This window comes from Pseudonocardia petroleophila (genome assembly GCF_014235185.1).
Lineage (GTDB): Bacteria > Actinomycetota > Actinomycetes > Mycobacteriales > Pseudonocardiaceae > Pseudonocardia > Pseudonocardia petroleophila.
This window is the reverse complement of record NZ_CP060131.1, coordinates 4,463,701-4,488,811: the sequence shown is the minus strand read 5'-3', so window position 1 is coordinate 4,488,811 and position 25,111 is coordinate 4,463,701. Positions and strand designations below refer to the sequence as shown.

Annotated in this window: 24 protein-coding genes; 6 read left to right on the top strand and 18 right to left on the bottom strand. The window is 76.1% G+C overall.

The window, feature by feature from the left end:
• Nucleotides 1-108 precede the first annotated feature (108 nt).
• Entirely contained in the window at nt 109-1,080 is a 972-nt protein-coding gene (locus H6H00_RS22160; RefSeq protein ID WP_185717641.1) for a hypothetical protein, read from the top strand.
• A gap of 123 nt (nt 1,081-1,203) precedes the next feature.
• Here the strand turns inward: H6H00_RS22160 and pdxT are convergent, their stop codons facing one another.
• Nucleotides 1,204-1,821, bottom strand: coding sequence for a pyridoxal 5'-phosphate synthase glutaminase subunit PdxT (gene pdxT / locus H6H00_RS22155; RefSeq protein WP_379539962.1), 618 nt, complete (start codon nt 1,819-1,821; stop codon nt 1,204-1,206).
• Between the two features lie 44 nt (nt 1,822-1,865).
• Entirely contained in the window at nt 1,866-3,260 is a 1,395-nt protein-coding gene (locus H6H00_RS22150) for an NAD-dependent malic enzyme (protein WP_185717640.1), read from the bottom strand.
• A gap of 126 nt (nt 3,261-3,386) precedes the next feature.
• Between H6H00_RS22150 and H6H00_RS22145 the strand changes: the two genes are divergently transcribed.
• Both H6H00_RS22145 and H6H00_RS22140 read left to right on the top strand, forming a co-directional pair.
• Nucleotides 3,387-5,492 carry an elongation factor G-like protein EF-G2 gene (locus H6H00_RS22145; RefSeq protein WP_185717639.1) on the top strand — a complete coding sequence of 702 codons (2,106 nt, stop codon included), beginning with the start codon at nt 3,387-3,389 and terminating at the stop codon, nt 5,490-5,492.
• 10 nt (nt 5,493-5,502) lie between these two features.
• Complete coding sequence (locus H6H00_RS22140) at nt 5,503-6,711, top strand: MFS transporter (RefSeq protein ID WP_185717638.1); 1,209 nt, start codon at nt 5,503-5,505, stop codon at nt 6,709-6,711.
• On the opposite strand, the gene H6H00_RS22135 is transcribed toward H6H00_RS22140, so the two are convergent.
• The 3 genes from H6H00_RS22135 to H6H00_RS22125 are packed head-to-tail and all read right to left on the bottom strand — an operon-like array spanning nt 6,656 to nt 9,126.
• Nucleotides 6,656-8,074, bottom strand: a complete 1,419-nt coding sequence (locus H6H00_RS22135; protein ID WP_185717637.1) for an SDR family oxidoreductase — start codon at nt 8,072-8,074, stop codon at nt 6,656-6,658. The two genes, H6H00_RS22140 and H6H00_RS22135, sit on opposite strands and share 56 nt — an antisense overlap.
• A 39-nt stretch (nt 8,075-8,113) precedes the next feature.
• Complete coding sequence (locus H6H00_RS22130; protein WP_185717636.1) at nt 8,114-8,422, bottom strand: AzlD domain-containing protein; 309 nt, start codon at nt 8,420-8,422, stop codon at nt 8,114-8,116.
• Entirely contained in the window at nt 8,419-9,126 is a 708-nt protein-coding gene (locus H6H00_RS22125) for an AzlC family ABC transporter permease (RefSeq protein WP_185717635.1), read from the bottom strand. The genes H6H00_RS22130 and H6H00_RS22125 overlap by 4 nt, the downstream gene beginning before the upstream one ends.
• 54 nt (nt 9,127-9,180) lie before the next feature.
• Between H6H00_RS22125 and H6H00_RS22120 the strand changes: the two genes are divergently transcribed.
• Nucleotides 9,181-9,735 (top strand): XRE family transcriptional regulator, encoded by a 555-nt coding sequence (locus tag H6H00_RS22120; protein WP_185717634.1) that lies wholly within the window; start codon nt 9,181-9,183, stop codon nt 9,733-9,735.
• 79 nt (nt 9,736-9,814) lie between these two features.
• Here H6H00_RS22120 and H6H00_RS22115 read toward each other — a convergent pair whose 3' ends face one another.
• The 11 genes from H6H00_RS22115 to H6H00_RS22065 all read right to left on the bottom strand — a co-directional run bounded on the left by H6H00_RS22115 (nt 9,815) and on the right by H6H00_RS22065 (nt 21,726).
• Nucleotides 9,815-11,341 carry a glycoside hydrolase family 16 protein gene (locus H6H00_RS22115; RefSeq protein ID WP_185717633.1) on the bottom strand — a complete coding sequence of 509 codons (1,527 nt, stop codon included), beginning with the start codon at nt 11,339-11,341 and terminating at the stop codon, nt 9,815-9,817.
• A gap of 119 nt (nt 11,342-11,460) precedes the next feature.
• On the bottom strand, nt 11,461-12,378 hold the full coding sequence (gene pdxS / locus H6H00_RS22110; RefSeq protein WP_185722654.1) for a pyridoxal 5'-phosphate synthase lyase subunit PdxS: 918 nt from the start codon (nt 12,376-12,378) through the stop codon (nt 11,461-11,463).
• 604 nt (nt 12,379-12,982) lie between these two features.
• On the bottom strand, nt 12,983-14,104 hold the full coding sequence (locus H6H00_RS22105; protein WP_185717632.1) for a glycosyltransferase family 4 protein: 1,122 nt from the start codon (nt 14,102-14,104) through the stop codon (nt 12,983-12,985).
• A gap of 12 nt (nt 14,105-14,116) precedes the next feature.
• Entirely contained in the window at nt 14,117-14,989 is an 873-nt protein-coding gene (locus H6H00_RS22100; RefSeq protein WP_185717631.1) for a phosphatidylinositol mannoside acyltransferase, read from the bottom strand.
• A complete protein-coding gene (pgsA, locus tag H6H00_RS22095; protein ID WP_185717630.1) occupies nt 14,986-15,597 on the bottom strand; it encodes a phosphatidylinositol phosphate synthase in 612 nt (203 codons plus the stop codon). Before pgsA ends, H6H00_RS22100 begins: the two co-directional genes overlap by 4 nt.
• Nucleotides 15,598-15,624: 27 nt before the next feature.
• Nucleotides 15,625-16,167, bottom strand: coding sequence for an HIT family protein (locus H6H00_RS22090; RefSeq protein ID WP_185717629.1), 543 nt, complete (start codon nt 16,165-16,167; stop codon nt 15,625-15,627).
• Between the two features lie 44 nt (nt 16,168-16,211).
• On the bottom strand, nt 16,212-18,254 hold the full coding sequence (thrS, locus tag H6H00_RS22085; RefSeq protein ID WP_185717628.1) for a threonine--tRNA ligase: 2,043 nt from the start codon (nt 18,252-18,254) through the stop codon (nt 16,212-16,214).
• Nucleotides 18,255-18,367: 113 nt separating this feature from the next.
• Nucleotides 18,368-19,396: a hypothetical protein gene (locus H6H00_RS22080; RefSeq protein ID WP_185717627.1), complete on the bottom strand. Its 1,029-nt coding sequence runs from the start codon at nt 19,394-19,396 to the stop codon at nt 18,368-18,370.
• Between the two features lie 104 nt (nt 19,397-19,500).
• The gene (locus H6H00_RS22075) at nt 19,501-20,394 is read right to left on the bottom strand and encodes a hypothetical protein (RefSeq protein ID WP_185717626.1); all 894 of its coding nucleotides are present in this window, start codon (nt 20,392-20,394) and stop codon (nt 19,501-19,503) included.
• A gap of 56 nt (nt 20,395-20,450) precedes the next feature.
• Nucleotides 20,451-20,891 (bottom strand): hypothetical protein, encoded by a 441-nt coding sequence (locus H6H00_RS22070; RefSeq protein WP_185717625.1) that lies wholly within the window; start codon nt 20,889-20,891, stop codon nt 20,451-20,453.
• Between the two features lie 52 nt (nt 20,892-20,943).
• On the bottom strand, nt 20,944-21,726 hold the full coding sequence (locus H6H00_RS22065) for a hypothetical protein (RefSeq protein WP_185717624.1): 783 nt from the start codon (nt 21,724-21,726) through the stop codon (nt 20,944-20,946).
• Between the two features lie 272 nt (nt 21,727-21,998).
• On the opposite strand from H6H00_RS22065, the gene H6H00_RS22060 reads away from it, so the two are divergent.
• Together H6H00_RS22060 and H6H00_RS22055 are read left to right on the top strand one after the other, a co-directional pair.
• On the top strand, nt 21,999-22,991 hold the full coding sequence (locus H6H00_RS22060) for an LLM class flavin-dependent oxidoreductase (RefSeq protein WP_255425314.1): 993 nt from the start codon (nt 21,999-22,001) through the stop codon (nt 22,989-22,991).
• A complete protein-coding gene (locus tag H6H00_RS22055) occupies nt 22,988-23,359 on the top strand; it encodes a nuclear transport factor 2 family protein (protein ID WP_255425313.1) in 372 nt (123 codons plus the stop codon). The genes H6H00_RS22060 and H6H00_RS22055 overlap by 4 nt, the downstream gene beginning before the upstream one ends.
• Before the next feature lie 46 nt (nt 23,360-23,405).
• Here H6H00_RS22055 and H6H00_RS22050 read toward each other — a convergent pair whose 3' ends face one another.
• Together H6H00_RS22050 and H6H00_RS22045 are read right to left on the bottom strand one after the other, a co-directional pair.
• Nucleotides 23,406-23,597 (bottom strand): hypothetical protein, encoded by a 192-nt coding sequence (locus tag H6H00_RS22050; protein ID WP_185717623.1) that lies wholly within the window; start codon nt 23,595-23,597, stop codon nt 23,406-23,408.
• 121 nt (nt 23,598-23,718) lie between these two features.
• Nucleotides 23,719-24,918: an alpha/beta hydrolase gene (locus H6H00_RS22045; RefSeq protein WP_185717622.1), complete on the bottom strand. Its 1,200-nt coding sequence runs from the start codon at nt 24,916-24,918 to the stop codon at nt 23,719-23,721.
• Nucleotides 24,919-25,111: the final 193 nt, after the last annotated feature.

Sequence of the window (25,111 nt, the reverse complement as noted above, 5' to 3'; positions counted from 1 at the left end):
CACCGCCGCCCGCTGCTCACCGCCCACTGCGACGGGACGGGGACCCGGGCGGTGGCAGTTGGTCCGAAACGCCTCGCAGGTGCGGCCTCCACCCGCATCATCTGCGGCGTGAGGCGGAGGCGTGGACCTGATCGGGCGGCCATCTGGGCCGCGTCGCGCGGCGGGGTGATCACCGCCCGTGCCCTGGTGGCGCTCGGGGTGCCGGAGTCGACGGTGTACCACCGCTGCCGTGACGGCGGTCCGTGGCAGCGGCTCGCGCCCGGCGTCCTGCTGCTGTCCACGGGGCAGCCGACCTCGGACCAGCTCGTGGTCGCCGCACTCCTGCACGCCGGCGCCGACGCCGTGCTGACCGGGCTCGAGGCCTGCCGCCGGCACCGCATCCGGCGCGGCCCGGCCTCCGGTGCGTCGCTGCATCTCCTGGTGCCGCACACGCGTCAGGTCCGCAACACCTGGTTCCTCCGGATCGACCGGACCCGGAGGCTGCCCCACCCGGTCTCCCGCGGCGGGATCCCGCTGGCACCGGTCGCACGGGCCGTCGCCGACGCGGCGCGGCTGCTGCGCTCGGAGCGCGAGATCGCGGAGCTGATCTCCGACGCCGTGCAGCGGAACCTGTGCACCGTCGCGCAGCTGGTCACCGAGCTCGACGCCGGCGGCCAGCACGGGTCCGCCACCCCGCGGCGGGTCCTGCGCGACGTGCGCGACGGCATCCGGTCCGCCGCCGAGCTGGACGCGAAGAAGCTGTGGCACCGGTCCGGACTGCCCGAACCGTGGTGGAACGCACCGGTGCACGACGCCGCGGGCCGGTTCCTGGGGATCGCCGACGCGTGGTGGGACGACGTCGCGCTGGCCTGGGAGATCAACTCCTACCAGTGGCACCTCGCACCGGAGGACTACGCGCGGGAGCAGGAGAAGCGGGCGCGGTTCACGGCGGCCGGTGCGGCGATCCTCCCGACCCTCCCCGGCCGCCTGCGCGTGCAGCGTCGCGAGGTGACGGCGGAGCTCGTCGCGTCCTACCGGGCGGCCGCGGCCCGCCCCCGCCCTCCGGTCACGGCCGAGGGGCCGGGAGCCCGCCCACGATGAGTCGCAGTGGGGTGGCTCCACTCCAACCGGATTGGAGTGGAGCCACCCCACTGCAACCGAGGCGGGGCGGGGCGGGGCGGGCGGGCGCGGCGAGCGGCGGGGGGCGCGGGGCGGGGTGGGGCGTCAGCGCAGCGTCGCCACGAAGAGAGCGTGGATGCGCAGGTCGCCGGTCAGCTCGGGGTGGAAGGCCGTGGCCAGCACGCTGCCCTGCCGCACCGCGACCGGCCGCCCGGCCGCGGCGCCGGTGCCGGCCCCGCTGACCGTGTGGTCGGGCACCGTGGCCAGCACCTCCACGTCGTCGCCCGCCTTCTCCACCCAGGGCGCGCGGATGAAGACCGCGCGCACCGGGTCGCCCGGCACGCCGGTGACGTCGAGGTCGGTCTCGAACGAGTCGACCTGGCGGCCGAACGCGTTGCGCCGCACCACGACGTCGAGGCCGCCGAGCTGCTCCTGGTCGGGGCGGCCGTCGAGGACCTCGCGCGCGAGCAGGATCATCCCGGCGCACGACCCGTAGGTCGGCATGCCGTCGGCGACGCGGGCGCGCAGGGGCTCGAGCAGGTCGAAGGTGACCAGCAGCCGGCTCATCGTGGTCGACTCCCCGCCGGGCAGCACCATCGCGTCGACGGCGGCGAGCTCGGCCGGGCGGCGGACGGCCACCGCCCGCGCCCCGCACTCCTCCAGCGCGCGCACGTGCTCGCGGACGTCGCCCTGCAGGGCCAGCACACCGATCACGGGAACCACGCGGGCCAGGGTAATCCGCGGCCCACCGGGTGGGGGCGCGGCGGTCAGGCGGGGGCGACGTCCTTCTTCGCCGTCGCGTTCCGCACCGCCTCCGCCACCGCCGGGGCCACGGCCGCGTCGAACACGCTGGGCACGATGAAGCTGGCGTTGGGCTCGGTCACCACGTCGGCGATCGCGGCGGACGCGGCGAGCAGCATGGCGTCGGTGATGTCGCGGGCCTGGGCGTCGAGCAGGCCGCGGAACACCCCCGGGAAGGCGAGGACGTTGTTGATCTGGTTCGGGTAGTCCGACCGCCCGGTCGCGACGACCGCGGCGTGCTGCAGCGCCAGCGCCGGGTCGACCTCGGGGTCGGGGTTGGCCAGGGCGAACACGATCGCGTCGTCGGCCATCGTGGCGAGCTCGGCCGCGCCGAAGAGGTTGGGCGCGGACACCCCGATGAAGACGTCGGCCCCGACGAGGGCGTCGGCGAGCGTGCCGGTGGTCCCGGAGCGGTTCGTCATCCCCGCGATCGAGGTGAGGTTGTCGTCGAGGCCGGGCCGGGCGGAGTGCACGATCCCGTCGATGTCGACGGCGAGCACGTCACCGGGCGAGCCCGACCGCAGCAGCCGGATGATCGCCGAGCCCGCCGCGCCCACCCCGCAGACCACGACCTTGCACTCGTCCAGCTTCTTGTCGACGACCCGCAGCGCGTTGCGCAGCGCCCCGAGCACGACGACCGCGGTGCCGTGCTGGTCGTCGTGGAACACGGGGATGTCGAGCATCTCCCGCAGCCGGGCCTCGATCTCGAAGCAGCGGGGTGCGGCGATGTCCTCGAGGTTGATGCCGCCGTAGGCGGGCGCGAGGATCTGGACGGTCCGGATGATCTCCTCGGTGTCCTGGGTGTCCAGGGCGACCGGCCAGGCGTCGACGCCGGCGAAGCGCTTGAACAGCGCCGCCTTGCCCTCCATGACCGGCATCGCGGCGGCCGCGCCGAGGTTGCCCAGCCCGAGCACCGCGGAGCCGTCGGTGACGACGGCGACGGTGTTGCGCTTGATCGTCAGCCGCCGGGCGTCGGCCGGGTTGGCCGCGATCGCCTGGCAGACCCGGGCGACGCCGGGGGTGTAGGCGCGGGAGAGGTCGTCGCGGTTGCGGAGGCTGACCTTCGACGTCACCTCGATCTTGCCGCCAAGGTGCAGCAGGAACGTCCGGTCCGACACCTTGCGCACCGAGACGCCCGGCAGCGCCTCCAGTGCCGCGGTGATCTCCTGCGCGTGCCCCTCGTTGAGGGCGTTGCAGGAGATGTCGACGACGAGGGTGGCGGTGGCCGCCTCGACCACGTCGAACGCGGTGACGACACCCCCGACCCGGCCGACGGCCATCGTGAGATCGCCTGCCGCGCTCGCGGAGGAGGGGACCTCGACACGGGCGGTGATCGCGTAACCAGGACCGGGGACAGCCACGGCGCAGACCCTACCGGCGGGCACCAATGCACCCGGGTTCTGACCGTTGTGGTCGTGCGGCCCTTGTCCCGGGAGGCCGCTCAGGTGTGTGATGACGCTCACGTCGACGGGGACGAGGTGGTCACCATGGCCGGCAGAGCAGCGGGCGTGCGGACGCGGACGGTCGGGGCGGCCGTCTCCCCCGCACGGATCCGGAACGTGGTGCTGGTCGGGCCGTCCGGGTCCGGCAAGACGACGCTGGTGGAGGCGCTGCTCGCGCACACCGGCACGATCCCCCGGGCCGGGTCGGTCACCGACGGCACGACGGTGGGCGACCACGATCCCGCCGCGGTCCGCCAGCAGCGGTCCGTCGCGCTGTCGGTCGCCCCCGTGCTCCACGACGGCATCAAGATCAACCTGGTCGACACGCCCGGCTACGGCGACTTCGTCGGCGAGCTGCGGGCGGGCCTGCGCGCCGCCGACGCCGCGCTGTTCGTCGTCTCGGCCGACGAGGGCCGCGAGGGCCGGATCGACCCGGCGACGGTGGCGCAGTGGGAGGAGTGCGCGGCGGTGGGCATGCCGCGGGCCGTCGTCGTCGCCCGCTGCGACGGCCCGCGCGCCGACCTGGAGGCCACGATCGCCGCCTGCCAGGAGTCGTTCGGGGCCGGGGTCGCCCCGCTCTACCTGCCGATCCGCATCGGCGAGCGCCTCACCGGCATCTACGGCCTGCTCTCCCGCACCCCCGCCGGCCAGGCCCCGCACGGCGCGCGCGAGGCCCGGGCGTCGCTGATCGAGGGGATCATCGAGCAGTCCGAGGACGAGACGCTGATGGAGCGCTACCTCGACGGCGAGGACCTCGAGCTCGGCACGCTCGTCGCCGACCTGGAGACCGCCGTCGCGCGCGGGTCGTTCCACCCGGTGATCCCGGTCTGCGCCGCGGGCGGGATCGGGCTCGACGCGCTGCTGGAGGTGCTCGCGGGCGGGTTCCCGTCGCCGCTGGAGCACCCGCTGCCCCCGGTCTGCGGCATCGACGGCAGCCCCCGCGACGCCCTGTCCGCCGACCCCGACGGCCCGCTCGCCGCCGAGGTCGTCCGGACCTCGGTCGACGCCTACGTCGGACGGGTCTCGCTGGTCCGCGTGTTCTCCGGGACGCTGCGGCCCGACACCGCCGTGCACGTCAGCGGCCACGCCGCCTGGGGGCGGACCGCGGTCCCCCGCCAGCGCGGGGCCGACCACGCCCACGACGACGACGAACGGCTCGCCCACGTCCACGTGCCGCTGGGGGCGACGCTGCACGAGGTCGACGCCGTCGTGGCCGGGGACATCGCCGCGCTCACCCGCCTCGGGTCGGCCGAGACCGGCGACACCGTGTCGGCGGCCGACCGTCCGCTGCTGCTGTCCTGCTGGGACCTGCCCGAGCCGCTGCTGCCGATCGCCGTCGTCGCCCGCACCCGCGGCGACGAGGACGCGCTGGTCAAGTCCCTGGGCAAGATCGTCGCCGCCGACCCGACGCTGGTGCTCGAGCGCAACACCGAGACCCACCAGAGCGTGCTGTGGTGCATGGGCGAGGCCCACGCCGACGTCGTGCTGTCCCGGCTGCGCGCGGGCGGGGCGGGCATCGACACCGAGCCCGTGCGGGTCGCGATGCGGGTCACCCTCGCCGGTCCGGGTCGGGTCACCGGACGACACGTCAAGCAGAGCGGCGGGCACGGGCAGTACGCCGTGTGCCACGTCGAGTTCGAGCCGCTGCCGCGGGGATCGGGGGTCGAGTTCCGGTCCGCGGTCGTCGGCGGGGCCGTGCCGACGCAGTTCGTCCCGAGCGTCGAGAAGGGCATCCGCGCCCAGCTCGACCGCGGCCTCGACGACGACCGCCATCCCGTCGTCGACGTCCGCGCGGTCCTGGTCGACGGCAAGGCGCACTCCGTCGACTCCTCCGACGCCGCGTTCCAGACCGCGGGGGCGCTGGCGGTGCGCGAGGCGGCGGCCGTCTGCGGCACGGTGCTGCTCGAACCGTTCGACGAGGTGCACGTGCGGATCCCCGACCAGCACCTCGGCACCGTGCTCGGCGACCTGTCCGGGCGGCGCGGGCGGGTGCTGGGCACCGAGGTCGACACGCCCGGCCGCACGCTCGTCCGGGCCGAGGTGCCGTGCGTCGAGCTGCTGCGCTACGCCGTCGATCTGCGGGCGATGACGTCGGGCACCGCCGCGTTCACCCGCCGGTTCGCGCGCTACGACGAGGCCCCCGCGGGGTAGCGTGCGCCCGGTGCACCGACGCGCCGTGGCCGCCCTGTGGACCGCGGTCTTCGTGGTCGCCTTCGGCACCAACGTGCCCACCCCGCTGCTGCTGGTCTACCGCGACCTCCTCGGCCTGTCGTCGGACGCCCTGACCGGCGCGTTCGGCGTCTACGCTGCCGGGCTCGTGCCGGCGCTGCTGCTCGCCGGGCCCGCGTCGGACCGCTTCGGGCGCCGCCGGGTCGTCGTGCCGTTCGTGGTGCTCTCGGTCGTCACGTCGCTGCTGTTCCTCGGCGCGTCCGGGTCGGTGCTGCTGCTGTTCGTCTGCCGGTTCCTGCAGGGCGCGGTGTCCGGGGTGGTGTTCAGCGTCGGCACGGCCTGGCTCGGCGAGCTGGTCGGCGACCCGGCCCGCGCCGCCCGGCTGACGACCGCGGCGCTGGGCGGCGGCTGGGCGATCGGGCCGCTGGTGTCGGGGCTGCTGGCGCAGTGGCTGCCGCTGCCGACCGTGCTCCCCTACCTCGTGCACGTGGCCCTGATGCTGGTCGGGCTCGCGCTGCTGCCGCGGGTCCCGGAGACCCTCGCCCCCGCCGACCGCCGCCGCGGACCGTGGATCAACCTCGGCGTGCCGCCCGGGACCCGGACGGCGTTCGTGCTGGTCGTGCTGCCCGTCGCGATCGGGGTGTTCACCTTCCCCTCCACCGCGGTCACGGTGCTGCCGCTGCTGCTGACGCCGTCGATGCCGCAGATCGCGGTGGCGATCACCGGGCTCGTGGCCGGGGTGACGCTGCTGACCGGGGTGTTCGCCCAGCCGCTGGGCCGGCGGATCGGCTACGTCGCCGCCGGGCCGACGGGACTCGCGGTCGGGGCCGCGGGGTTCGGGCTGAGCCTCCTGGGTGTCTCCACCGGCGCCTGGCCGCTGCTCGTGCCGGTCGCGCTGCTGCTCGGCGTCGGCTACGGCCTGTGCCTGGCCGCCGGGCTGACGATGGTCGGCGAGCTCGCCTCCCCCACCGCGCGCGGCGCCCTGACCGGCACCTTCTACGCGTGCGCCTACCTGGGCTTCGGCGTGCCGCTGCTGCTGTCGCTCGCCGGGGGCTCCGCCGGGTTCGCCCGCCCGCTCGGCGTGCTCGCCGTCGTCGTCGCCGGGTGCGCGGCCCTGCTGGCCCTGCCCGCGGCGCGGCGGCTGGTCAGGCCGGCTGTGCCCGCCGCGTCGCCGCCCGCCGCGTCGCCGCCCCTCGCCTAGCCCGGGTCCGGGCCACGCCCGCGATCGTCCGCGCCATCACCGCGAACACGAAGTCGTGCGCGGGGAGCTGGGCGTACCAGTAGGCGCGGCCGGTCAGGCCGTCCGGGCGGAACACGACGCGCTGGACGTAACGGCTGCGGCCGGCGTCGACGGGCTCGGCGCGCAGCTCCAGGTGCACGGTGCCGGGCAGCTTGGTCTCCGCGCGCAGCGTCAGCGAGCGGCCCTCGTCGACCTCCTCCACGCGCCACCAGTCCAGTGCCGCGCCCTCCACCGGGCGGGCGGCGCGCGTGCGCCGGGCCCCGACGCCGCCGAGCAGCCGGTCGATCCCGCCGCGCAGCGCCCACACCCCGGGCACCGTGTACCAGCCGTTGTCGCCGCCGATGCCGCTGATCACCTCCCACAGCACCGCCGCGGGCGCCTCGACGTCCTCGACGTGCTCGCCGTGCAGCACCGGTTCGGGCAGGTCGGTGGCCGCGCGCCCGGCCGCGCCCTCCTCGGCCAGCGCGCGCCGGACCGTCTCCGCGTAGGGGGTGGGGCCGCCGGGCGGGGGGCCGTTCGGCGGGTCGTCGCGGACGACCAGGTCGTGCGCCATGGACTCCAGCAGCGGCCCGGCGAGGTGCCGGTCGACCGGGGTCAGCGCCTCCACGGCGCGGGCGAGCATCCGCGGCGCCGACACCGGCAGCGGCACGGTCAGCGGGCGGAACCTCCCCGCGACGGTGGCGAAGCCGGTCATCAGCTCGCGGAAGGACAGGACCTCCGCGCCGCCGATGTCGAAGGTGCGGTTGACCTCGGGTGCGAGCTCGAGGCAGGCCGTCAGGTGGTGCAGGACGTCGTCGATGCCGATGGGCTGCACGGCGTTCCAGGCGCGGTCGGGCAGCGGCAGGACCGGCGACAGCGTGGCGAGGTGGCGGATCATCTCGAAGCTCGCCGACCCCGCCCCGACGACGATCCCGGCCTGCAGCACCGCGGCGGGCACCGGTCCGGCGAGCAGGGCGTCACCGGTCTCGCGGCGCGACGCGAGGTGCTCGGAGTTCTCCTCCCCGGCCGGTTGCAGCCCGCCCAGGTAGACCACGCGCCGCACGCCGGCCTCCCCCGCGGCGGCCGCCAGGCGCTCGGCGGCGGCGCGGTCACGACCGGCGTACCCGGGGCCGTCCATGGAGTGCACGAGGTAGAACACGGCCTCCACGCCGGTGCAGGCGCGGTCGGCCGCGGAGTCGACGTCGCCGACGACGCGCTCGACGTCGTGGGCCCACGGCAGGCGGTCCAGCTTCGCCGGGTCGCGGACGAGGACGCGGACGGCGTGTCCCGCGGACAGCAGATGGGGCACGAGGCGGGCGCCGACGTAGCCGGTCGCCCCGATCACCAGACAGTGCACGGCTCCGAGCCTCCCCTACTCCCCTGGTCACTGCACCCCGAGGAGGCGCAGCCCCGCCGTCGTGGCGGCGGCGAGCACCACGACCACGACGAACGGCACCCGCCGCCACGCGGCCAGCGCCCCGACCGCGACGCCCCCGGTGCGCGCCCAGCCCGCGAACCCGCCGTCCTGGGTGAGCGCGGCGGTGGCGAGCAGGGCGACGAGCAGCGCGGTCGCTCCGAGGTCGAGCAGGCGCTCCAGGCGCGGGGACAGCGTCATCCGGTCGCGCAGGACCAGGCCGGACAGTCGCAGCAGGTAGGTGCCGGCGGCGAGGGCGAGGACGGCGGGCCAGGTCACGACGCCGGCCCCCGGTCCGGTGTCCCGGCGGGCGGTGTCGCGGCGGGCGGCGTCGCGGCGGCAGGCGCGCGCCCGGCCACGACCAGGCCGAGCAGGCCGACCAGCACCGGGAGACCCGGCGGGAGGAACGGCGTGGCGACGAGCGCGAGGGCCGCGGCCGTCAGCCCGACCCGGCGGGCGTCGGCCGCGCGCAGGCCGGGGAACAGCAGGGCGAGCAGGGCGGCGGGGAAGGCGGCGTCGATGCCGAACGCGTCGGTGTCGGGCACGGCGGCCCCGCCGAGGACCCCGACGACGGTGCCGACGTTCCAGAACACGAACAGCGCGACGCCGCTGGTCCAGAACGCGCGGGCGCCCCGGCCGCGGGCGAAGGCGACCGACTCGTCGATGAGGACGTGCGCGCCGAGCAGCCGACGCGGCCAGGACCGGCCGACGACGGAGGCCATGGCCAGCCCGAACGGCAGGTGCCGGGCGTTGATCAGCAGCCCGGCGACGACCGCGGCGACCGGGCTCCCGCCCGCCGCGACCACGCTCACCACGAGGAACTGCGATCCCCCCGCGAACACCAGCAGCGACATCCCCACGGCGAGGGCGAGCGGGATGCCGGCCGCGGCGGCGAGCGCCCCGAACGACGCCCCGACCACCCCGACCGCGGAGGCGAGCGCCAGGACGTCCCGCAGGCCGTCCGTTCGATTCAGCGAACGCATGTCCTCTAGACTGAACACCTCGACCATCGTTCGTCAAGCCGAACAAGGAGTCCGATGGAACGAACGGCACCGCTCGCGGCGATCGCCGCCGCGCTGCGCCGCGAGCGCGAGCGGATGGGCCTCTCGCTCACCGAGCTGGCGCGGCGGGCGGGGATCGCGAAGTCGACGCTGTCGCAGCTGGAGTCGGGCACCGGCAACCCGAGCGTGGAGACGCTGTGGGCGATCGCGGTCGTGCTCGACGTCCCGTTCAGCCGGCTCGTCGACCCCGTCGAGTCCCCGGTGCGGGTGGTCCGCGCGGGCGAGGGGCTCGCGCTGACCTCGGAGCACTCCCCGTTCACCGGCACCCTGCTCGCCGCCTGCCCGCCCGGGGCGCGGCGCGACCTGCACGTCATCACCGCGGAGCCGGGCCCGGCGCGCGAGGCCCACGCCCACATCCCCGGCACCACCGAGCACCTGCTCGTCACGGCGGGACGGTGGCGGGCGGGACCGGTGGGCGGGGAGGTGGAGCTCGCCGTCGGCGACTACGCCCGCTTCCCCGGCGACCGCGCGCACACCTACCAGGCGCTGGTCCCCGGGTGCGCCGGGGTGCTGGTGATGGAGTACGTCTGAGCCGCCCGTGAACGGAACGTGGTGGCTGTTCGATCACGGACCGACGGCCACCCGTGTTCCGTTCACGCGCCGGTGGTGCTCAGCCGATGCGGACGGGGTGGGGGATCAGGCCCGGGCGGGCCGGGGCGTCCGGTGCGCCCTCCGCGAGGCGGGGGGCCGGTCCGCCCTCGGACGCGGCGGTGACGTCGTCCGGGGTGCCCGTCGGGTCGGCGCCGGACGGGTCGATCCCCGTCGGGTCGGCGGAGACGGGCGGGACGTCGGCCGCGGCGGCGCCCGCCGGGAGCGCGTACTGGCGCACCCAGTCGACCTGCATCGACGACTCCTGCACGTCCGCGGCCCCGGTCGGGAACCAGTCCAGCTGCAGGCACAGGTGCATCGGGCCGGACGGGACGAGGGCGGGGTCGTCGACGCGCCACCACTCGACGCCGTCGAGGAAGGTGGTGACCGACGTCGGGGTCCACTCGACCGCCCAGGTGTGCCACGCGGTGCCGTCGACGGCGATCTCGCCCATCACCGGGGCCGCCTCCGCGCCGGGGTGGACGAAGGCGTTCGCGGTGCGGCGGGTGGGGTCGAGCATCTCCATGAAGTCGATCTCGCGACCGGCGGCGGCGGGGTCGTCGGGCCACAGCAGCAGGACCGCGTTGTACGACGGGTCGCTCGCCGGGGTGCGCACCCGCGCCTCCCAGCGCCCGTACTCCTGGCCCGCCGACCACGCCATCCCCCCGGTCGCGCCCGCGGCGTCGCCGGTGATGGTGAGGACGCCGTCGTCGACGGTCAGTGCGTCCGCGGTGCGGGTGCCCTGCCCGTCGAACCCGGTGCCGGAGTAGACCCGCCACGCCCCGGCCAGCGGACCGTCGAACTCGTCGGCCATCGCGGGCTCGCCCCAGCCCAGCGCTTCCGCGGCGGTCGGGGCGGCGCAGGCCTCCCCTCCGGCCGCGGTCTCGTCCGGCGCGCCCGCGGCGGGGTCGCCGGTGCCGTCGTCGGTGCCGGGCTCGTCGGTCGAGGCGGCCGCGGGCTCGTCGGTGTCGGGCGTGTCGCCGGTGGGCGGGCCGTCCGCGGGCTCGTCGGCGGAGGGGTCGGTCGTGTCGTCCACGGAGCCGTCATCGGACGAGTCGCCGTCCGTGGGCTCGACGGCCGCGTCGTCGTCCCCCGACCCGTCGCCGGCGGAGTCGTCAGCGGCGTCGCCGTCGTCTGCGCTGTCGCCGTCGTCTGCGGAGTCGCCGTCGTCTGCGGAGTCGCCGTCAGCGGAGTCGCCGTCAGCGGAGTCGCCGTCAGCGGAGTCGTCGCCGTCCGCGGGGTCGTCGCCGTCCGCGGGGTCGTCGGCGGCCGTGTCGTCGTCCACGGCGTCGTCGCCGGAAGCGTCGTCACCGGAAGCGTCGTCACCGGCCGCAGCGTCGCCGTCGCCGGTGTCGCCGTCACCATCGGAGTCGTCGCCGGTGTCGTCGTCACCGGGGTCGTCGGCCGGATCGTCCGCACCCGCGACCAGGCCCGACGCCGCGCTCTCCACTCCCCCGCAGTCCCGCGCCGCCGGGGCGGCGTGGGCCACCACGGAACCGGTCAGCAGCGCGAGGGCCACCAGACCCCCGACCGTCACCTGTCGCCTCATGAGTCCCACCATCCCCATCCGTCACGTTCGACGCCGGGGACGTTAGGGGCTGTGCGTGAGGTGGAACCGCTGCGTCACCCCATCGGGCCGGGTGAAGCACCCGGCCCGGGGACGCAGGGTCACCAACCGCGGCCGGCGTAGCGCTGGTCGGCGGGCAGCTGGTCGATGTTGATGCCGACCATGGCCTCGCCGAGGCCGCGGGAGACCTTGGCGATCACGTCGGGGTCGTCGAAGAACGTGGTGGCCTTGACGATGGCCTCGGCGCGCTGGGCCGGGTCGCCGGACTTGAAGATGCCGGAGCCGACGAACACGCCCTCGGCGCCGAGCTGCATCATCATCGCGGCGTCGGCCGGGGTGGCGATGCCGCCCGCGGTGAACAGCACGACGGGGAGCTTGCCCGCGGCGGCGACCTCGCGGACCAGGTCGATCGGGGCGCGCAGCTCCTTGGCCGCGACCCACAGCTCGGCCTCGTCGAGCCCGGCGAGCTTGCGGATCTCCCCGCGGATGGAGCGCATGTGCCGGGTGGCCTCGACGACGTTGCCGGTGCCGGCCTCGCCCTTGGAGCGGATCATCGCCGCACCCTCGGAGATGCGCCGCAGCGCCTCGCCCAGGTTGGTGGCGCCGCACACGAACGGCACGGTGTAGGCCCACTTGTCGATGTGGTGCGCCTCGTCGGCCGGGGTGAGGACCTCGGACTCGTCGATGTAGTCGACGCCGAGGCTCTGCAGCACCTGCGCCTCGACGAAGTGCCCGATGCGGGCCTTGGCCATGACGGGGATCGAGACGGCGTCGACGATGCCCTGGATCATGTCGGGGTCGCTCATGCGCGCGACGCCGCCCTGGGCGCGGATGTCGGCGGGGACCCGCTCCAGCGCCATGACGGCGACGGCGCCCGCGTCCTCGGCGATCTTCGCCTGCGAGGCGTCGACCACGTCCATGATCACGCCGCCCTTCAGCATCTCGGCCATCCCGCGCTTGACGCGCGCGGTGCCCAGCTGGGGGGAGGCGGTGGCTGCGGACTGCTCGGGCGACGACACGGTGGTACCTCTCAGATCGCAAGAAGCGGGGTGCTCGGAAGGGCGGTCGATCGATCGTACGTCAGGGCCCGGAGCGGCGCGTGCGGCCGCGGCGGGGATCACGGCGATCTCGAAGTACGCCGGCAGCGGGGCCGTGCCGGCCAGGCGCAGCCAGCGGACGAGGCGGCGTGAGCGCAGGTCGAGGGTGTCGCGGACGGCGTCGTGGTAGACGCTGCGCCCGAGCACCACGAACCGCTCGGCCTCGGTGAGCTGCGACACCAGCGACGCCGCCACCCCTGTCCGGTCGACGGCGGCGAGCCGGCGGCCCAGCTCGTTCTCGACGGACTCCCGCGCCCCGTCCACCCCCCGCGCGGCGAGGGCGGCCGCGGCGACGGCCCCCAGCCCCGCGTCCCGCGACCCGATCTCGGCCCCCACCTCCGCCCGCCGCCGCAGCGCCGCGTCGAGCCCGGCACGGGCGGCGTCGACGCGGATGTGCAGGCGGTGCAGCCGGCGCACGCGACCGGCCACCATCACCGCCGCGGCGAGCACCGCGACGGCGAGCAGCACCGTCAGCGCCGCCACGGGACCCCGACCCGCGCACCGCCGGACCCCGACCCGCCGGAGGTCATCCCGCCCTCCGGCGCGGCGCCCCGGCCAGCGCAGCCCGGTAGACGCGCACGACGTCGGCCGCGACGACCGGCCAGTCGTAGGCGGCCACCCGCTCGCGGCCCGCCGCGGACAGGGCGGCCCGGCGGGGCCCGTCGTCGAGCAGCGCGGCCAGCGACCGGGCCAGCGCCGCGGCGTCCCCGGCCGGGAACAGCGCGCCCGCCGGGCCCAGGACGGCCCGGAACGCGTCGAGGTCGGCCGCGAGCACCGGCGCCCCGGCGGCCATCGCCTCGGTGAGCACCATGCCGAAGCTCTCGCCGTGCAGGTGGGGCGCGCACAGCACGCGCACCGAGCGCAGGGCCGCGGCCTTGGTGGCGTCGTCGACGGGGCCGAGGACCTCGAGCCGGTCGGCCCACGGCCCGGCCGCGCGGCGCAGCGCGTCGGCGTCACCGCGCCCGACGACCAGCACCCGCAGGTCGGGCCGGGCCGGGGCGAGCACCCGCAGCGCGTCGAGCAGCAGCGCCATCCCCTTGCGCGGCTCGTCGAACCGCCCGACGAACCCGACGGTCTCCCCCGCCGTCGGCAGGACGGGCCCCCGCGCGAACCGGGCGACGTCGACGCCGTTCGGGATCTCCACCGCGTCGCCGCCGAGGTGGCGCACCTGCACCGCGCGGGCCGTCGGCGAGACCGCGATCCGCGCCGTCACCTTCTCCATCAGCGGGCGCAGCACGCCGCCGAGCGCGCTCAGGGCGCGGGAGCGGTCGGTCGCGGTGTGGAACGTGGCGACGATCGGCCCCCCGTAGGGGCAGGGCTCGGCGGCCAGGAGCGTCAGCACCGAGAGGCTGACGGTCGTGGGCTCGTGCAGGTGCAGGACGTCGAACTCGTGCGCGTCGAGCCAGCGCCGCACCCGCGTGAACGACACCGGCCCGAACCGCACCCGCGCCACGGACCCGTTGTAGGGCACCGACAGCGCGCGCCCGGCCCGGGTCACGAACGGCGGCACCGGGGTGTCCGGGCCGGCGGGGGCGAGCACGTCGACGTCGTGCCCGGCCGCGACCAGGGCGTGCGCGAGGTCGAGGACGTGGGCCTGGACGCCGCCGGGCACGTCGAGCGAGTACGGGCAGACCATGCCGACCCTCATGACCGATCCGCGTCATCCACGATCGGCGGTCCAGATCGGTTGCAGCATGTGCCAGTCCTGCGGCACCCGCGCCAGCATCGACCCGAACGCGTCGGCGACGCCCTGGGTCGCCTTCGCGACGGCGGCCCGGTCGGGCACCGGGACCGGGGCGGCGATGTCGAGCGCCCACCCGGCGGGGGTGAACGACGGGACCGCGGGCAGCAGCAGCGCACCGGTCGCGGCGGCGAGGCGCGCGGCCCCGCCGGGGAGGCGGGCGGGCTCGCCGCAGAGGTCGACGTCGACGCCGGAGCGGCTCAGGTCGAGGTCGGAGACCAGGCAGACGACCCCGCCGCCGCGCAGCCGCCGCATCAGCGCGCGGTGGGCCCGCGACCCGTCCTCCGCGGCCACCACCTCGAACCCCAGCGACTCCCGGTACGCCACGAACCGCCGGTACAGCGACTCCGGCTCCAGCTTCGCCGCGACCGTCGTGAACGAGGGGTCGCGGCCGAGCGCGCGCAGCGTCTCGACGAGCCAGACCCCGGCGACGTCCCAGTTGCCGCTGTGGGTGAGCGCGAAGACGACGCCGCGGCCCTGCTCCTGGGCGTCGAGGAACGGCTGGGCGCCGCGGACGTGGCGGTCCATCCGGCGGTGCACGTCGGCGAGGTCCGCCGACGGGAGCCGGAACACCTCGCACCAGTAGCGGGCGTAGCTGCGCAGACCCTCGCGGGTCAGCGCGTCGAGGTCGGCCTCAGGGGCGAGCCGGGCCAGGTTGGCCCGCAGCTGGGGGGAACGGGCCCGGTCGGCCCCGAGCCGGAACAGCCGCTGCGCGACGGGCCCGGGCAGCATCCGCACCCCCCGCCAGCCGGCCGCGTAGGCGGCGTCGACGAGGTGGGCCCGCGCGCTCACGCCTGGGCCGGGGTGGCGCTGCGGTGGACCGCGACCAGCCGCTGCCCGAACGTCCACACCGACGCCGCCGCGAGCAGCCACAGGGCCACGGCCAGGGCGTACGGGACGCCGAGGCCCTCCAGCCCGCTGCCGACGAGCGCGATGATCAGCCGCTCCGCCCGCTCGACCAGGCCCCCGTCGGCCGACAGGCCCGCCCCCTCCGCGCGCGCCTTGACGTAGGACACGAGCGAGCCCGCGACCAGGCAGACCAGTGCCGCGAGCCCGACCAGCCGCTGCTCCCCCACACCCAGCGCCCACCAGGCCAGCGCGGCGAACAGGGCGCCGTCGGCGAGGCGGTCGCAGGTGGAGTCGAGCACCGCGCCGAACGGGGTGCTGTGGCCGCGGGCGCGCGCCATCGCGCCGTCGATCATGTCGAACATCACGAAGAACCAGATGACGAGGGTGCCCACGAACAGCTCGCCGCGCGGCAGGAACCACACCGCCGCGGCGACCGTGCCGATCGTCCCGATCACGGTGACCGCGTTCGGCGTGACCCCGCGCGCGACCAGCCAGCGCCCGAAGGGCTCGACGGCGCGGTTGACGTGGACACGGGCGAAGAGGTTGAGCATCGCGCTCCTGCTGGTGGGGACTCCAGCCTATCCGTGCTGGTCCCACGCCGAGGCCAGCAGGTCGCGGGTCTCACTCAGCAGCTGCGGGATGACCTTGGTCTGCCCGACGACGGCGATGAAGTTGGCGTCGCCGCCCCAGCGCGGCACGACGTGCTGGTGCAGGTGGTCGGCCAGCGACCCGCCCGCGACGGTGCCCAGGTTCAGCCCGACGTTGAACGCGTGCGGGGCCGCCACCCGCTTCATGGTGCGCACCGCCTCCTGCGTGAACGCCATCAGCTCCCCCGCCTCGTCGGGCGTGAGGTCCTCCAGCTCCGCGACGTGCCGGTAGGGCAGCACCATGAGGTGGCCGGGGTTGTAGGGGTGCAGGTTGAGCACGGTGTAGACGGCGTCACCGCGGGCGACGACGAGACCCTCGGCGTCGGGCAGCGACGGGATCCGGCAGAACGGGCAGCCCGTGGCCCCGGCGTCCTTGATGTAGGCCATCCGGTGCGGGGTCCACAGCCTGCGGAAACCGTCGGGCGTGCCGATGCCGTCGCGGGGCTCCAGCTCCGGATCGGCGGCGTCGCTCATGGTCACCGATCCTAGGCCGGGGTCCGGCGTGCGGCCGTCGACGGTCAGGCGGTGAGGGCGTCGGCGGTGGGGTTGGCGTTGTTGCGGCTCGCCACCCACGCGGCGATCCGCTCCACCGCGTCGGCCACCGGCACGCCGTTGACCTGGGTGCCGTCGCGGAACCGGAAGCTCACCGCGCCCGCCTCGACGTCCCGGGCACCCGCGAGGAGCAGGAACGGCACCTTGGCGAGGGTGTGGGTGCGGATCTTCTTCTGCATCCGGTCGTCGCCCGCGTCGACGTCGACCCGGATCCCGCGCGCCCGCAGCGCCGCCGCGATCTCGCGGACGGCGGGGACCTGGTCGTCGGTGACGGGGATCGCGACGACCTGCACCGGCGCCAGCCACGCCGGGAACGCGCCCGCGTAGTGCTCCAGCAGCACGCCGAAGAACCGCTCGATCGAGCCGAACAGCGCGCGGTGGATCATGACGGGCTGCTGCCGGGAGCCGTCGGTGGAGGTGTACTCCAGGTCGAACAGGCCGGGCTCCATGAGGTCGACCTGGATCGTGGAGAGCTGCCAGGTGCGCCCGATCGCGTCCTTGGCCTGCACGCTGATCTTCGGGGCGTAGAACGCGGCCCCGCCCGGGTCGAGGACGAGCTCGAGCCCGCTGGCCTCGGCCGCCTCGCGCAGGGCGTCGGTGGCCGCCTCCCAGTCCTCGTCGCTGCCGATCGACTTCTCCGGGTCGCGGGTGGAGAGCTCAAGGTAGAAGTCGTCGAGGCCGTAGTCGCGCAGCAGGTCGAGCACGAACTGCAGCAGCGAGCGGATCTCCTCGCCCATCTGCTCGCGGCTGCAGTAGATGTGGGCGTCGTCCTGGGTGAAGCCGCGCGCGCGGGTCAGGCCGTGCACCACGCCGGACTTCTCGTAGCGGTACACCGAGCCGAACTCGAACAGCCGCAGCGGCAGCTCCCGGTAGGACCGCCCGCGCGCCCGGTAGATCAGGTTGTGCATCGGGCAGTTCATCGGCTTGAGGTAGTAGTCCTGGCCGGGCTTGCGCACCTCGCCGTCCGCGCCGATCTCCGCGTCGATCTGCATGGGCGGGTACATGCCCTCGGCGTACCAGGCGAGGTGACCCGAGGTCTCGAACAGCTGCCCCTTGGTGATGTGCGGGGTGTTGACGAACTCGTAGCCCGCCTCCTCGTGCCGGCGGCGCGCGTAGTCCTCCATCTCGCGGCGGATGATCCCGCCCTTGGGGTGGAAGACCGGGAGGCCGGAGCCGATCTCGTCGGGGAACGAGAACAGGTCGAGCTCGGAGCCCAGCCGGCGGTGGTCGCGCTTCTCGGCCTCCAGCAGGCGGTCCAGGTGGAGGTCCATGGCCTCGGTGGACTCCCACGCGGTGCCGTAGATGCGCTGCAGCATCGGGTTCTTCTCGCTGCCGCGCCAGTAGGCCGCGGCGCTGCGCATCAGCTTGAACGCCGGGATGAACTTCGTGGTGGGCACGTGCGGGCCGCGGCACAGGTCCGACCACACGACCTCGCCGGTGTGGGCGTGCACGTTGTCGTAGGCCGTGAGCTCCGCCCCGCCGACCTCCATGACCTCGCTCGTGTCGACGCCCTTGAGCTCGATGAGCTCCAGCTTGTACGGCTCGTCGGCGAGCTCCTTGCGGGCGTCGTCGAGGGAGTCGTAGCGGCGCCGGGCGAACCTCTGCCCGGCCTTGATGATCTTCTTCATCGCGGACTCGAGCTTCGTCAGGTCCTCGGGGGTGAACGGGACTTCCACGTCGAAGTCGTAGTAGAAGCCGTCGACGACGGGCGGGCCGATCCCGAGCTTCGCCTCCGGGCGCAGCTGCTGCACGGCCTGCGCGAGCACGTGCGCGGCGGAGTGCCGGATCACGGCGCGGCCGTCCGGGGTGTCGGCGCCGACCGACTCGACCTCGGCGTCCGCGTCGGGTGCCCAGGCCAGGTCGCGGAGCTGCCCCTGCGCGTCGCGGACGACGACGACCGCGCTCGGGCCGCTCGTCGGCAGGCCCGCCTCGCGGACGGCGGCGCCCGCGGTCGTCCCCGCCGGCACCCGGACGGGAGCGGGGGCGGGACTGGGTGCGGGCGCGGACACGGAGGGCCTCCAGGGGGTGGTGCGGACGTCGCGTCGATGCTAGAGGTCTCGTGCCGCGGGCCGTCGGCGCGGCTCCCCGGACGGGGACGACGCCGGCGCGCCGCCCGTGCGGGTCAGCTCAGGCGGCGCAGGCCGTCGGCGAGGCGGCGCAGGGTGTCGAGGTCGCGGGCCCAGGCGCGGTCGGGCAGGCCCACCGTGCCGCCCGGGCGCGGGGCGGGCACCGACCGCACCGCCCCGGCGGCCCGGCGGCGGGGCAGCACGACGGGCGGCGCGTCGGGTCGGCTGAGCTCGGCGAGGGCGACCGCGGCCAGCACCCCGTCCCCGGTGCGGGCGCGGTCCGCGACCAGACCGGCCAGCGCGGGCTGCTGCGGGACCGGCCGGCCGGGGGCGGTGCGCGGGGCCGGGACCCGGTGGGCGGCCGGGACCGGAGCCTCCACGGGGACCGGGGAGGCGGGGACCGGTGAGACGGCGCGGACCGGGGCCACGGCCGGCCGGGGGTGCGGGACCGCGGCGGCCGGGTCGGACGGCGGGGCGGGCTCCGGGGTGGGAGCGACACCCGGGAGGGGAACGGGAGCCGCCGGACCCGAGGGGGCGGCGTCGGACGGCGTGGGCTCCGGGGTCGCGGCGGCCGGTGCGGCCGCGAACGGCGACGGGGGCGACCCGACGACGCTCCGCCCGGGGCGGCGGGCGGCGGCGGGGAGGGACCCGGCGGGGGCGGTCCCGCGGACCGGGCCGAACGCCGCCACCCCGCCGGGCGCCACGGCCCGCCGCACCACCTCGTGGAACGCCGGGTCGGCGAGGGCGTGCCGGGCCCGCGCGGTGTCGGCCCCGTCCCGGTCCACCCACAGGTGCACGAAGACCCCGGCGACCGAGCCCCGGCGCAGGACGTGCACGGACCGGTCGGTGGTGACCACGACGTCGTCGAGACCGCCCGACCCGAACGCCGTCGCCTCGCGGAGCAGCGCCACCACCGTGGACGGGTCGTCGGACCCGGACGGGCCGTCGGGGTCCGCCCCCGCGGTGGCGACGACCGTCCCGGTGCCGTCGACGACCCGGACGGCCCGCGCGCCGGCACGCGACAGCAGCTCGGCCAGTGCGGCGGCGAGCCGTGGTGCGGGGAGCCGAGGGGCGGGGACGGCCATCGCCGCATACTCCCGCACCGGGCGCGACCCGGCCGGACCCGCCCGTCCGGACACGCCGGATTGGACCGGACGGCCCATCCGGGTCGGCCGTCTGCCGTCCGCCGTCAACCGTCGGCCGGATGCTGCCGACGGGGACCCGGGGCCAGGGCCGAGATCGGGGCGCGGGGACGGTCCGGCCGCCGGTCCGAGCGCGGTACGGGACCCGGCGGCGCAGGGGCGGTGGCCGTCGGCGGCACCGCGCGGAGGACCGGCGCGCGGGGCGGCAGCACGTCCCCGCCGAGGTCCAGCGCCGCGCGCGGCCCCTCGGGCCGGAACGCGCCGCCCAGGGAGAGCAGGGCCGCGTCCTCCCGCGTCCGGCCGCCGGATCCCGGCCGGACCGGACCGGAACCGTCCTGGCCGGAACCGTGCTGGCCCCGACCGTCCGGGCCCGGACCGTCCGGATCGGGTCTCCGCACCCCGCCGACCGCGGCGGGCCCCGCCGCGCCGGATCCCGCGCGAGCAGATCCGGACGCCACCGACATCGGCGCCCCGCCGCCACGGGCGTCCGGGGCCACCTCAGGGACCGCCTCCGGGTCGGGGCGGCGCAGCGCGTCCGGACGGCGCGACATCGTGGGACCTGCGGTCAGGGCCGGGGTCGACACCACCCGCAGCCGGCGCCGCGCCCGCTCCAGCACCCGCCGCCGGCCCGCGACGACGACGGCCAGGGCGAGGTGGTCGCCGTGCGGGTCCGGGACGGTCCGGACCACGTGGTGCCAGTCGTCGCCGTGGCTCACCACGACCTCGCACCCCTGGTCCGGGCCGCGCGCACCGCCGCGGGCGGTGCGCACCAGCTCGGCGTGCCCGGCACCCAGGAGCTCCAGCTCGGTGCGCCCGAGGTGCGAGGACCAGGCGTCGAGCACCATGCCGCTGTCGACGTCGACGAGCACCGCGGTGACGACGCGCCGGTCGCGCAGCAGCGGCCCGAGCACGGCCCGCAGCCCGTCCGCGCGGACGTTCACGGTGTGACGGTGGCGCGACATCGGGACCGGCCTCCCCCACACCCCGCGCGGACCGCTCAGCGACCGGCTGCGGCGGGGAAGAACGCCTGGTCACCCGGGCTGGGACGACCGGCCTTCACCCCGGGGGCGGCCATGTAGAACTGCTGCTCGATGACGCGCAGGTCCCGCCGGGCCATGGCCAGGTTCGCCTGGGCGCGGTTGAGGACGAGGTAGAAGAACAGCTTCTCGTCGTTGTTGCCGTGGATCGGGCGGATCAGGTGGTACTGGGTGTCGAGGGTGATGAGGATGTCCTCGATCGTCTCGCGCAGGCCCAGCTTCTCCATGACCTCGAGCTTCGTCCGGACGACCTCGCTGTTGCCGGGTGCGGCGACGTCGAGGTCGAACTCCGGGCTGCCGCCGCGCGAGCCGAGCGTCATGCCGCTGTCGTAGTCGACGATCGCGGCCGCGAAGGCGCCCTTGATGTTGGCGACCATGTCGAGCGAGTGTTCGATGTTCATTGCCGAGCCTCCAGGGGCACAGAATCCGGTCGACGCGGGGAGTTCGCGACCGTCACCCGTTCGGGGTGTGCCGACCGTATCCCCCACCATTTTCGGGCCCGCACGGGACCCCCTTTTCCGGGCATTGTCGCGGGGCCCGGACCACTACAGGGCGCGGAGCCCGGCCAGCAGCCGGCGCAGGGTGCCGACGTCGTCGGCCCAGCGCGGCGCCGGCGCCGCGGTCGGCTCCGGGCGCGGGCCCTGGGACCGGCGCGCCACGGCGCGGCTGCGGCACCACCGACGGCGCCGCGGGCGGCGGCGCGACGGCGACGGACCCGGGCGGCCGGGCCCGCGACGGCCACCGCGGGGCCCGCGTCGACGGGATCCGCACCGCGGGCGGCGGGATCGCCGCGGGCACCCGGCGCGGCAGCGGCGCCGGCGGCGCCGCGAGCGCCTGCGAGGGGGGCGGGACCTCGATCACCCCAGGTGGGAGGGCCGACGGTGCGGGCGGGGCGTCGACGAGCCGGACCAGCGCCAGCTCGCGGCGGGCGGCGGCCAGGGTGGCGCGGGACCGGTCGAGGCACAGCAGCAGCAGCAGCGGACCCCGCTCTCCCCCGTCGACCGGGCGGACGATCCGGTAGGACCGCCGCGAGGTGACCATCAGGTCCTCGAGGTCGTCGTCCGCGTCGGCGAGCAGGTCGGCGGCCGTGCGCGCCCAGCGCACGACGGCGGCCGGGTCGACCGGCTCCGCACCGGCCTCGGCGACGACGTCGCCACTCGCCCGGACGGCGGCACAGGAATAGGTCGCACCGGGCATCTGGAGCAGTTCCCGGAGGACGTCGTGGATCGTTGACAAGCGGCCGTCCTTCCTCGGCCGCGAATTGTTCCACGACGTCCTCGGAGCAGTTTCCGGCAACGCTTTCGGATCCGCACCTGCGGCCGAACGCCGTACGCCCCGCAGGTCCGATCGCCGACGATTCCGATCCCCCGGACTGCTCCGGTCGAGTACTTCCCAGCTCACCGACGGTGACCGACCGCCTACTGCCCGGTAGCGCTCCGCGGGCGCCCCGCTGGGCCGGACGCGCGGTCGGGAAGAACGGCCGGGGCGCGGCGGTTGCACCCGTCGTGGTGCCTCTCTCCGTACTCGACCTCGTCCCCGTCGGCTCCGGCTCGACCCCCACCGAAGCGCTGCAGGACAGCACCGCGCTGATCCGGCGCGTGGAGCAGCTGGGCTACCGGCGCTACTGGGTGGCCGAGCACCACGGCATGCCCGGCATCGCCAGCTCGTCGCCCGCCGTGCTCATCGCGCACCTCGCCGGGGCCACCTCGACGATCCGGGTCGGCTCCGGCGGCGTCATGCTGCCCAACCACCAGCCGCTGGTCGTCGCCGAGCAGTTCGGCACCCTCGACGCCCTGCACCCCGGCCGGATCGACCTCGGCATCGGGCGCGCCCCCGGCACCGACCCGCGCACCGCGCAGGCCCTGCGCCGCGGCGCCGGGTCGCTGGGCGCCGACGACTTCCTCGAGCAGCTCACTGAGCTGGCCTCCTACTTCCGCGGCGAGGGGCCGGTCACCGCGGTGCCCGCGCACGGGCAGCGGCCGGACATGTGGCTGCTGGGCTCCAGCGGGTACAGCGCGCAGGTCGCGGGGCTGCTCGGCCTGCCGTTCGCCTTCGCGCACCACTTCAGCGGCGAGAACACCGACGCCGCGCTGGCGCTGTACCGCGAGACCTTCCGGCCCGGCACCCTGCAGGAGCCCTACGCGATGATCTGCGCCTCGGTGCTGGCCGCCGAGACCGACGCGCAGGCGCAGCGGCTGGCGCTGCCCAGCGCCCTGCAGTTCCTCCGGCTCCGCCTGGGCACGCCCGGCCTCGTGCCCACCCCCGAGGAGGCCGCCGCGTACCCGTACTCCGCCCAGGAGCGGGCGTTCGTCGACGACCGGCTGGCCGGGCAGGTCATCGGCTCGCCCGACACGGTCCGCGACGGCGTGCGCGCGCTCGTCGAGCGCACCGGCGTCGACGAGCTGATGGTCGTCACCGGCGCCCACGCCGGAGCCGACCGGATCCGGTCCTACGAGCTGCTGACCGAGGCGTTCGCCCCCGCGGGCACGACGGCCCGATGACCGACCCGATCTCCGCCTTCCGCGACGCCGTGCACCGCGGCGACGTGGACGCGGCGGTGGCGCTGTTCGCCCCCGACGCCGTCTTCGTCTCCCCCGTCGTCCACCGGCCCTACGTCGGGCGCGACGCGCTGCGGGCGATCCTCACCGCCGTCGTGGGCGTGTTCGAGGACTTCACCTACACCGACGCGTACGGCGACGACGACGGGCGGGTGCTCGTCTTCACCGCCCGCGTCGGCGACCGCGCACTGCAGGGCGTCGACATCCTCAGGGCCGTCGACGGCGTGCTCACGGAGCTGACGGTGATGGTGCGGCCCTACTCGGCGGCCACCGCGCTGCGCGAGCGGATGGCGGCCCTGCTCACCCCGTAGGAGATCGGGACCCGACCCGGGGGGACGGCGCTGAGGGGGACGGCGCTCAGGAGACGGCGCTGTGCACCGGGCAGTCGCACAGCGGTGAGGCGGTGCGCTGGGTGGGCACGAGCATCCGGGAGTCGTCGACGAAGGGGTCCTCGCGGTCGGCCCGCGCGATCACCGCGCCGAGCACACCCGCCACGCCCACGGCGGACACCATCCAGACGGCGGCTCCACCCACGACCCATGCCAGCACGTCGTACTCCCCGAGCCGCCCACCGCGGCCAGCCCCGGGCCGCGCGCCCAGTCTGTGCGGTCGGGAGCCGCGACGCCATAGGCCGTTCGCGCACAATTCCGTTGCGCGCAACTCCACCGCGTCACCCCACGGTGGTGGCGGCCGGGGCCGGGCGTCGGGCGTGGACGGCGGAGAGGAACCGGTGGACCGCCCGGACGTGGTGCCCGGTGCGCGCCGACGGGAACCCGTCGAAGCCGTGCTGGGCGTGCGGCAGCTCGGCGAAGTGCACCTCGTTGCCCAGCTCCCGCATCCGCGCGACGAACCGCCGCGACTGGCCGACGGAGACGATCGTGTCGGCGCTGCCGTGCACGACCAGGAACGGCGGGGCGTCCGGCCCGGCCCGGTGCAGCGGTGACGCGGCCAGCCACGTCGCGCGGTCGGCGGCGTACGTCGTGCCGATCACGTCGTGCTCCACCGTGTGGTGCAGGCCGTGCTCGTCGACGGAGAAGTCGTGCACGCCGTACACCGGCACCGCCGCGACGACGGAGGTGTCGGCGGCCTCGAAACCGGGCTGGAACGCCGGGTCGCCCGCCGTGACCGCGGCCAGCGAGGCCAGGTGCCCGCCCGCGGACCCCCCGGTGATCGCGACGGACGACGGGTCGCCCCCGTGCTCGGCGATGTGCTCGTGCACCCACGCGAGCGCGCGCTTGACGTCGACGATCATCGACGGCCACCGCTCCTGCGGGCCGAGGCGGTAGTTGACGGTGACGCACACCCAGCCGCGGTCGACGAGGTGCGAAAGCAGCGGCGAGGCGGACAGCGCCTTGTCCCCGCCCGTCCACCCGCCGCCGTGGACCTGGACGAGCACCGGCGCGCCCCGGACGGGCTCCGCCGGGCCCCACACGTCGAGGCGCTGGGCGGGGTCGTCGCCGTAGGCGAGGTCGGCCGCGCGCAGGTGCCGGGACCGGGCCGCGCGCCCCGCCGGCAGCCGTCCGGCGGGGGCCGGCCCCGGTGTCCGGGGCAGGCCCGCCAGCGCCGCGTCGAGGACCACGGCCGAGCGCGCTGCGTCACCGCGCAGACCGTGCAGGGCGGCCACCGCGACACCGTTCAGCGCCGCGGCGGCGAGCCCGGCCGGGCCGCCGGCCAGCGCGGCACCCACCCCGGCCGCCCCGGCCAGCAGCGACACCGCCCCCGGGAACTCCGACGCGGGCAGGCACGGCGCCGCCTGCACGATCGACGCAGGCCAGCGCCGGATCACCGGGCGCCGCGCCCCGGCCGCGCCGAGCACACCCAGCGCCCCCACCGCGAATCCCGCGCCCCGCACGGCCCGCCGCCACACCACGATCCACCCACCACCCGAGATCCACCGATGGCGCGGCCCCGTCGGACCGCTCCGCAACCCCACCGACGCTACGCCTGCGGGGGGTTGGGCCGAACGGCCCAGCCCGACTACGTACAGTGGCCGCGGTCGACCGGGTCACCGGGTCGAGGCGCGACACGCTTCCTCTCATCGGGTGATCTCGGAGCGCCCGCCA

What these genes read in the sequence shown, in the direction of transcription:
- H6H00_RS22080 (WP_185717627.1), bottom strand. Translation starts at nt 19,396, where the DNA reads ATGGCCGTCCCCGCCCCTCGGCTCCCCGCACCACGGCTCGCCGCCGCA.
- pgsA (WP_185717630.1), bottom strand. Translation starts at nt 15,597, where the DNA reads ATGCTCAACCTCTTCGCCCGTGTCCACGTCAACCGCGCCGTCGAGCCC.
- H6H00_RS22125 (WP_185717635.1), bottom strand. Translation starts at nt 9,126, where the DNA reads ATGCGTTCGCTGAATCGAACGGACGGCCTGCGGGACGTCCTGGCGCTC.
- H6H00_RS22105 (WP_185717632.1), bottom strand. Translation starts at nt 14,104, where the DNA reads ATGAGGGTCGGCATGGTCTGCCCGTACTCGCTCGACGTGCCCGGCGGC.
- H6H00_RS22055 (WP_255425313.1), top strand. Translation starts at nt 22,988, where the DNA reads ATGACCGACCCGATCTCCGCCTTCCGCGACGCCGTGCACCGCGGCGAC.
- H6H00_RS22115 (WP_185717633.1), bottom strand. Translation starts at nt 11,341, where the DNA reads ATGAGGCGACAGGTGACGGTCGGGGGTCTGGTGGCCCTCGCGCTGCTG.
- H6H00_RS22120 (WP_185717634.1), top strand. Translation starts at nt 9,181, where the DNA reads ATGGAACGAACGGCACCGCTCGCGGCGATCGCCGCCGCGCTGCGCCGC.
- H6H00_RS22090 (WP_185717629.1), bottom strand. Translation starts at nt 16,167, where the DNA reads ATGAGCGACGCCGCCGATCCGGAGCTGGAGCCCCGCGACGGCATCGGC.
- H6H00_RS22145 (WP_185717639.1), top strand. Translation starts at nt 3,387, where the DNA reads ATGGCCGGCAGAGCAGCGGGCGTGCGGACGCGGACGGTCGGGGCGGCC.
- H6H00_RS22070 (WP_185717625.1), bottom strand. Translation starts at nt 20,891, where the DNA reads ATGAACATCGAACACTCGCTCGACATGGTCGCCAACATCAAGGGCGCC.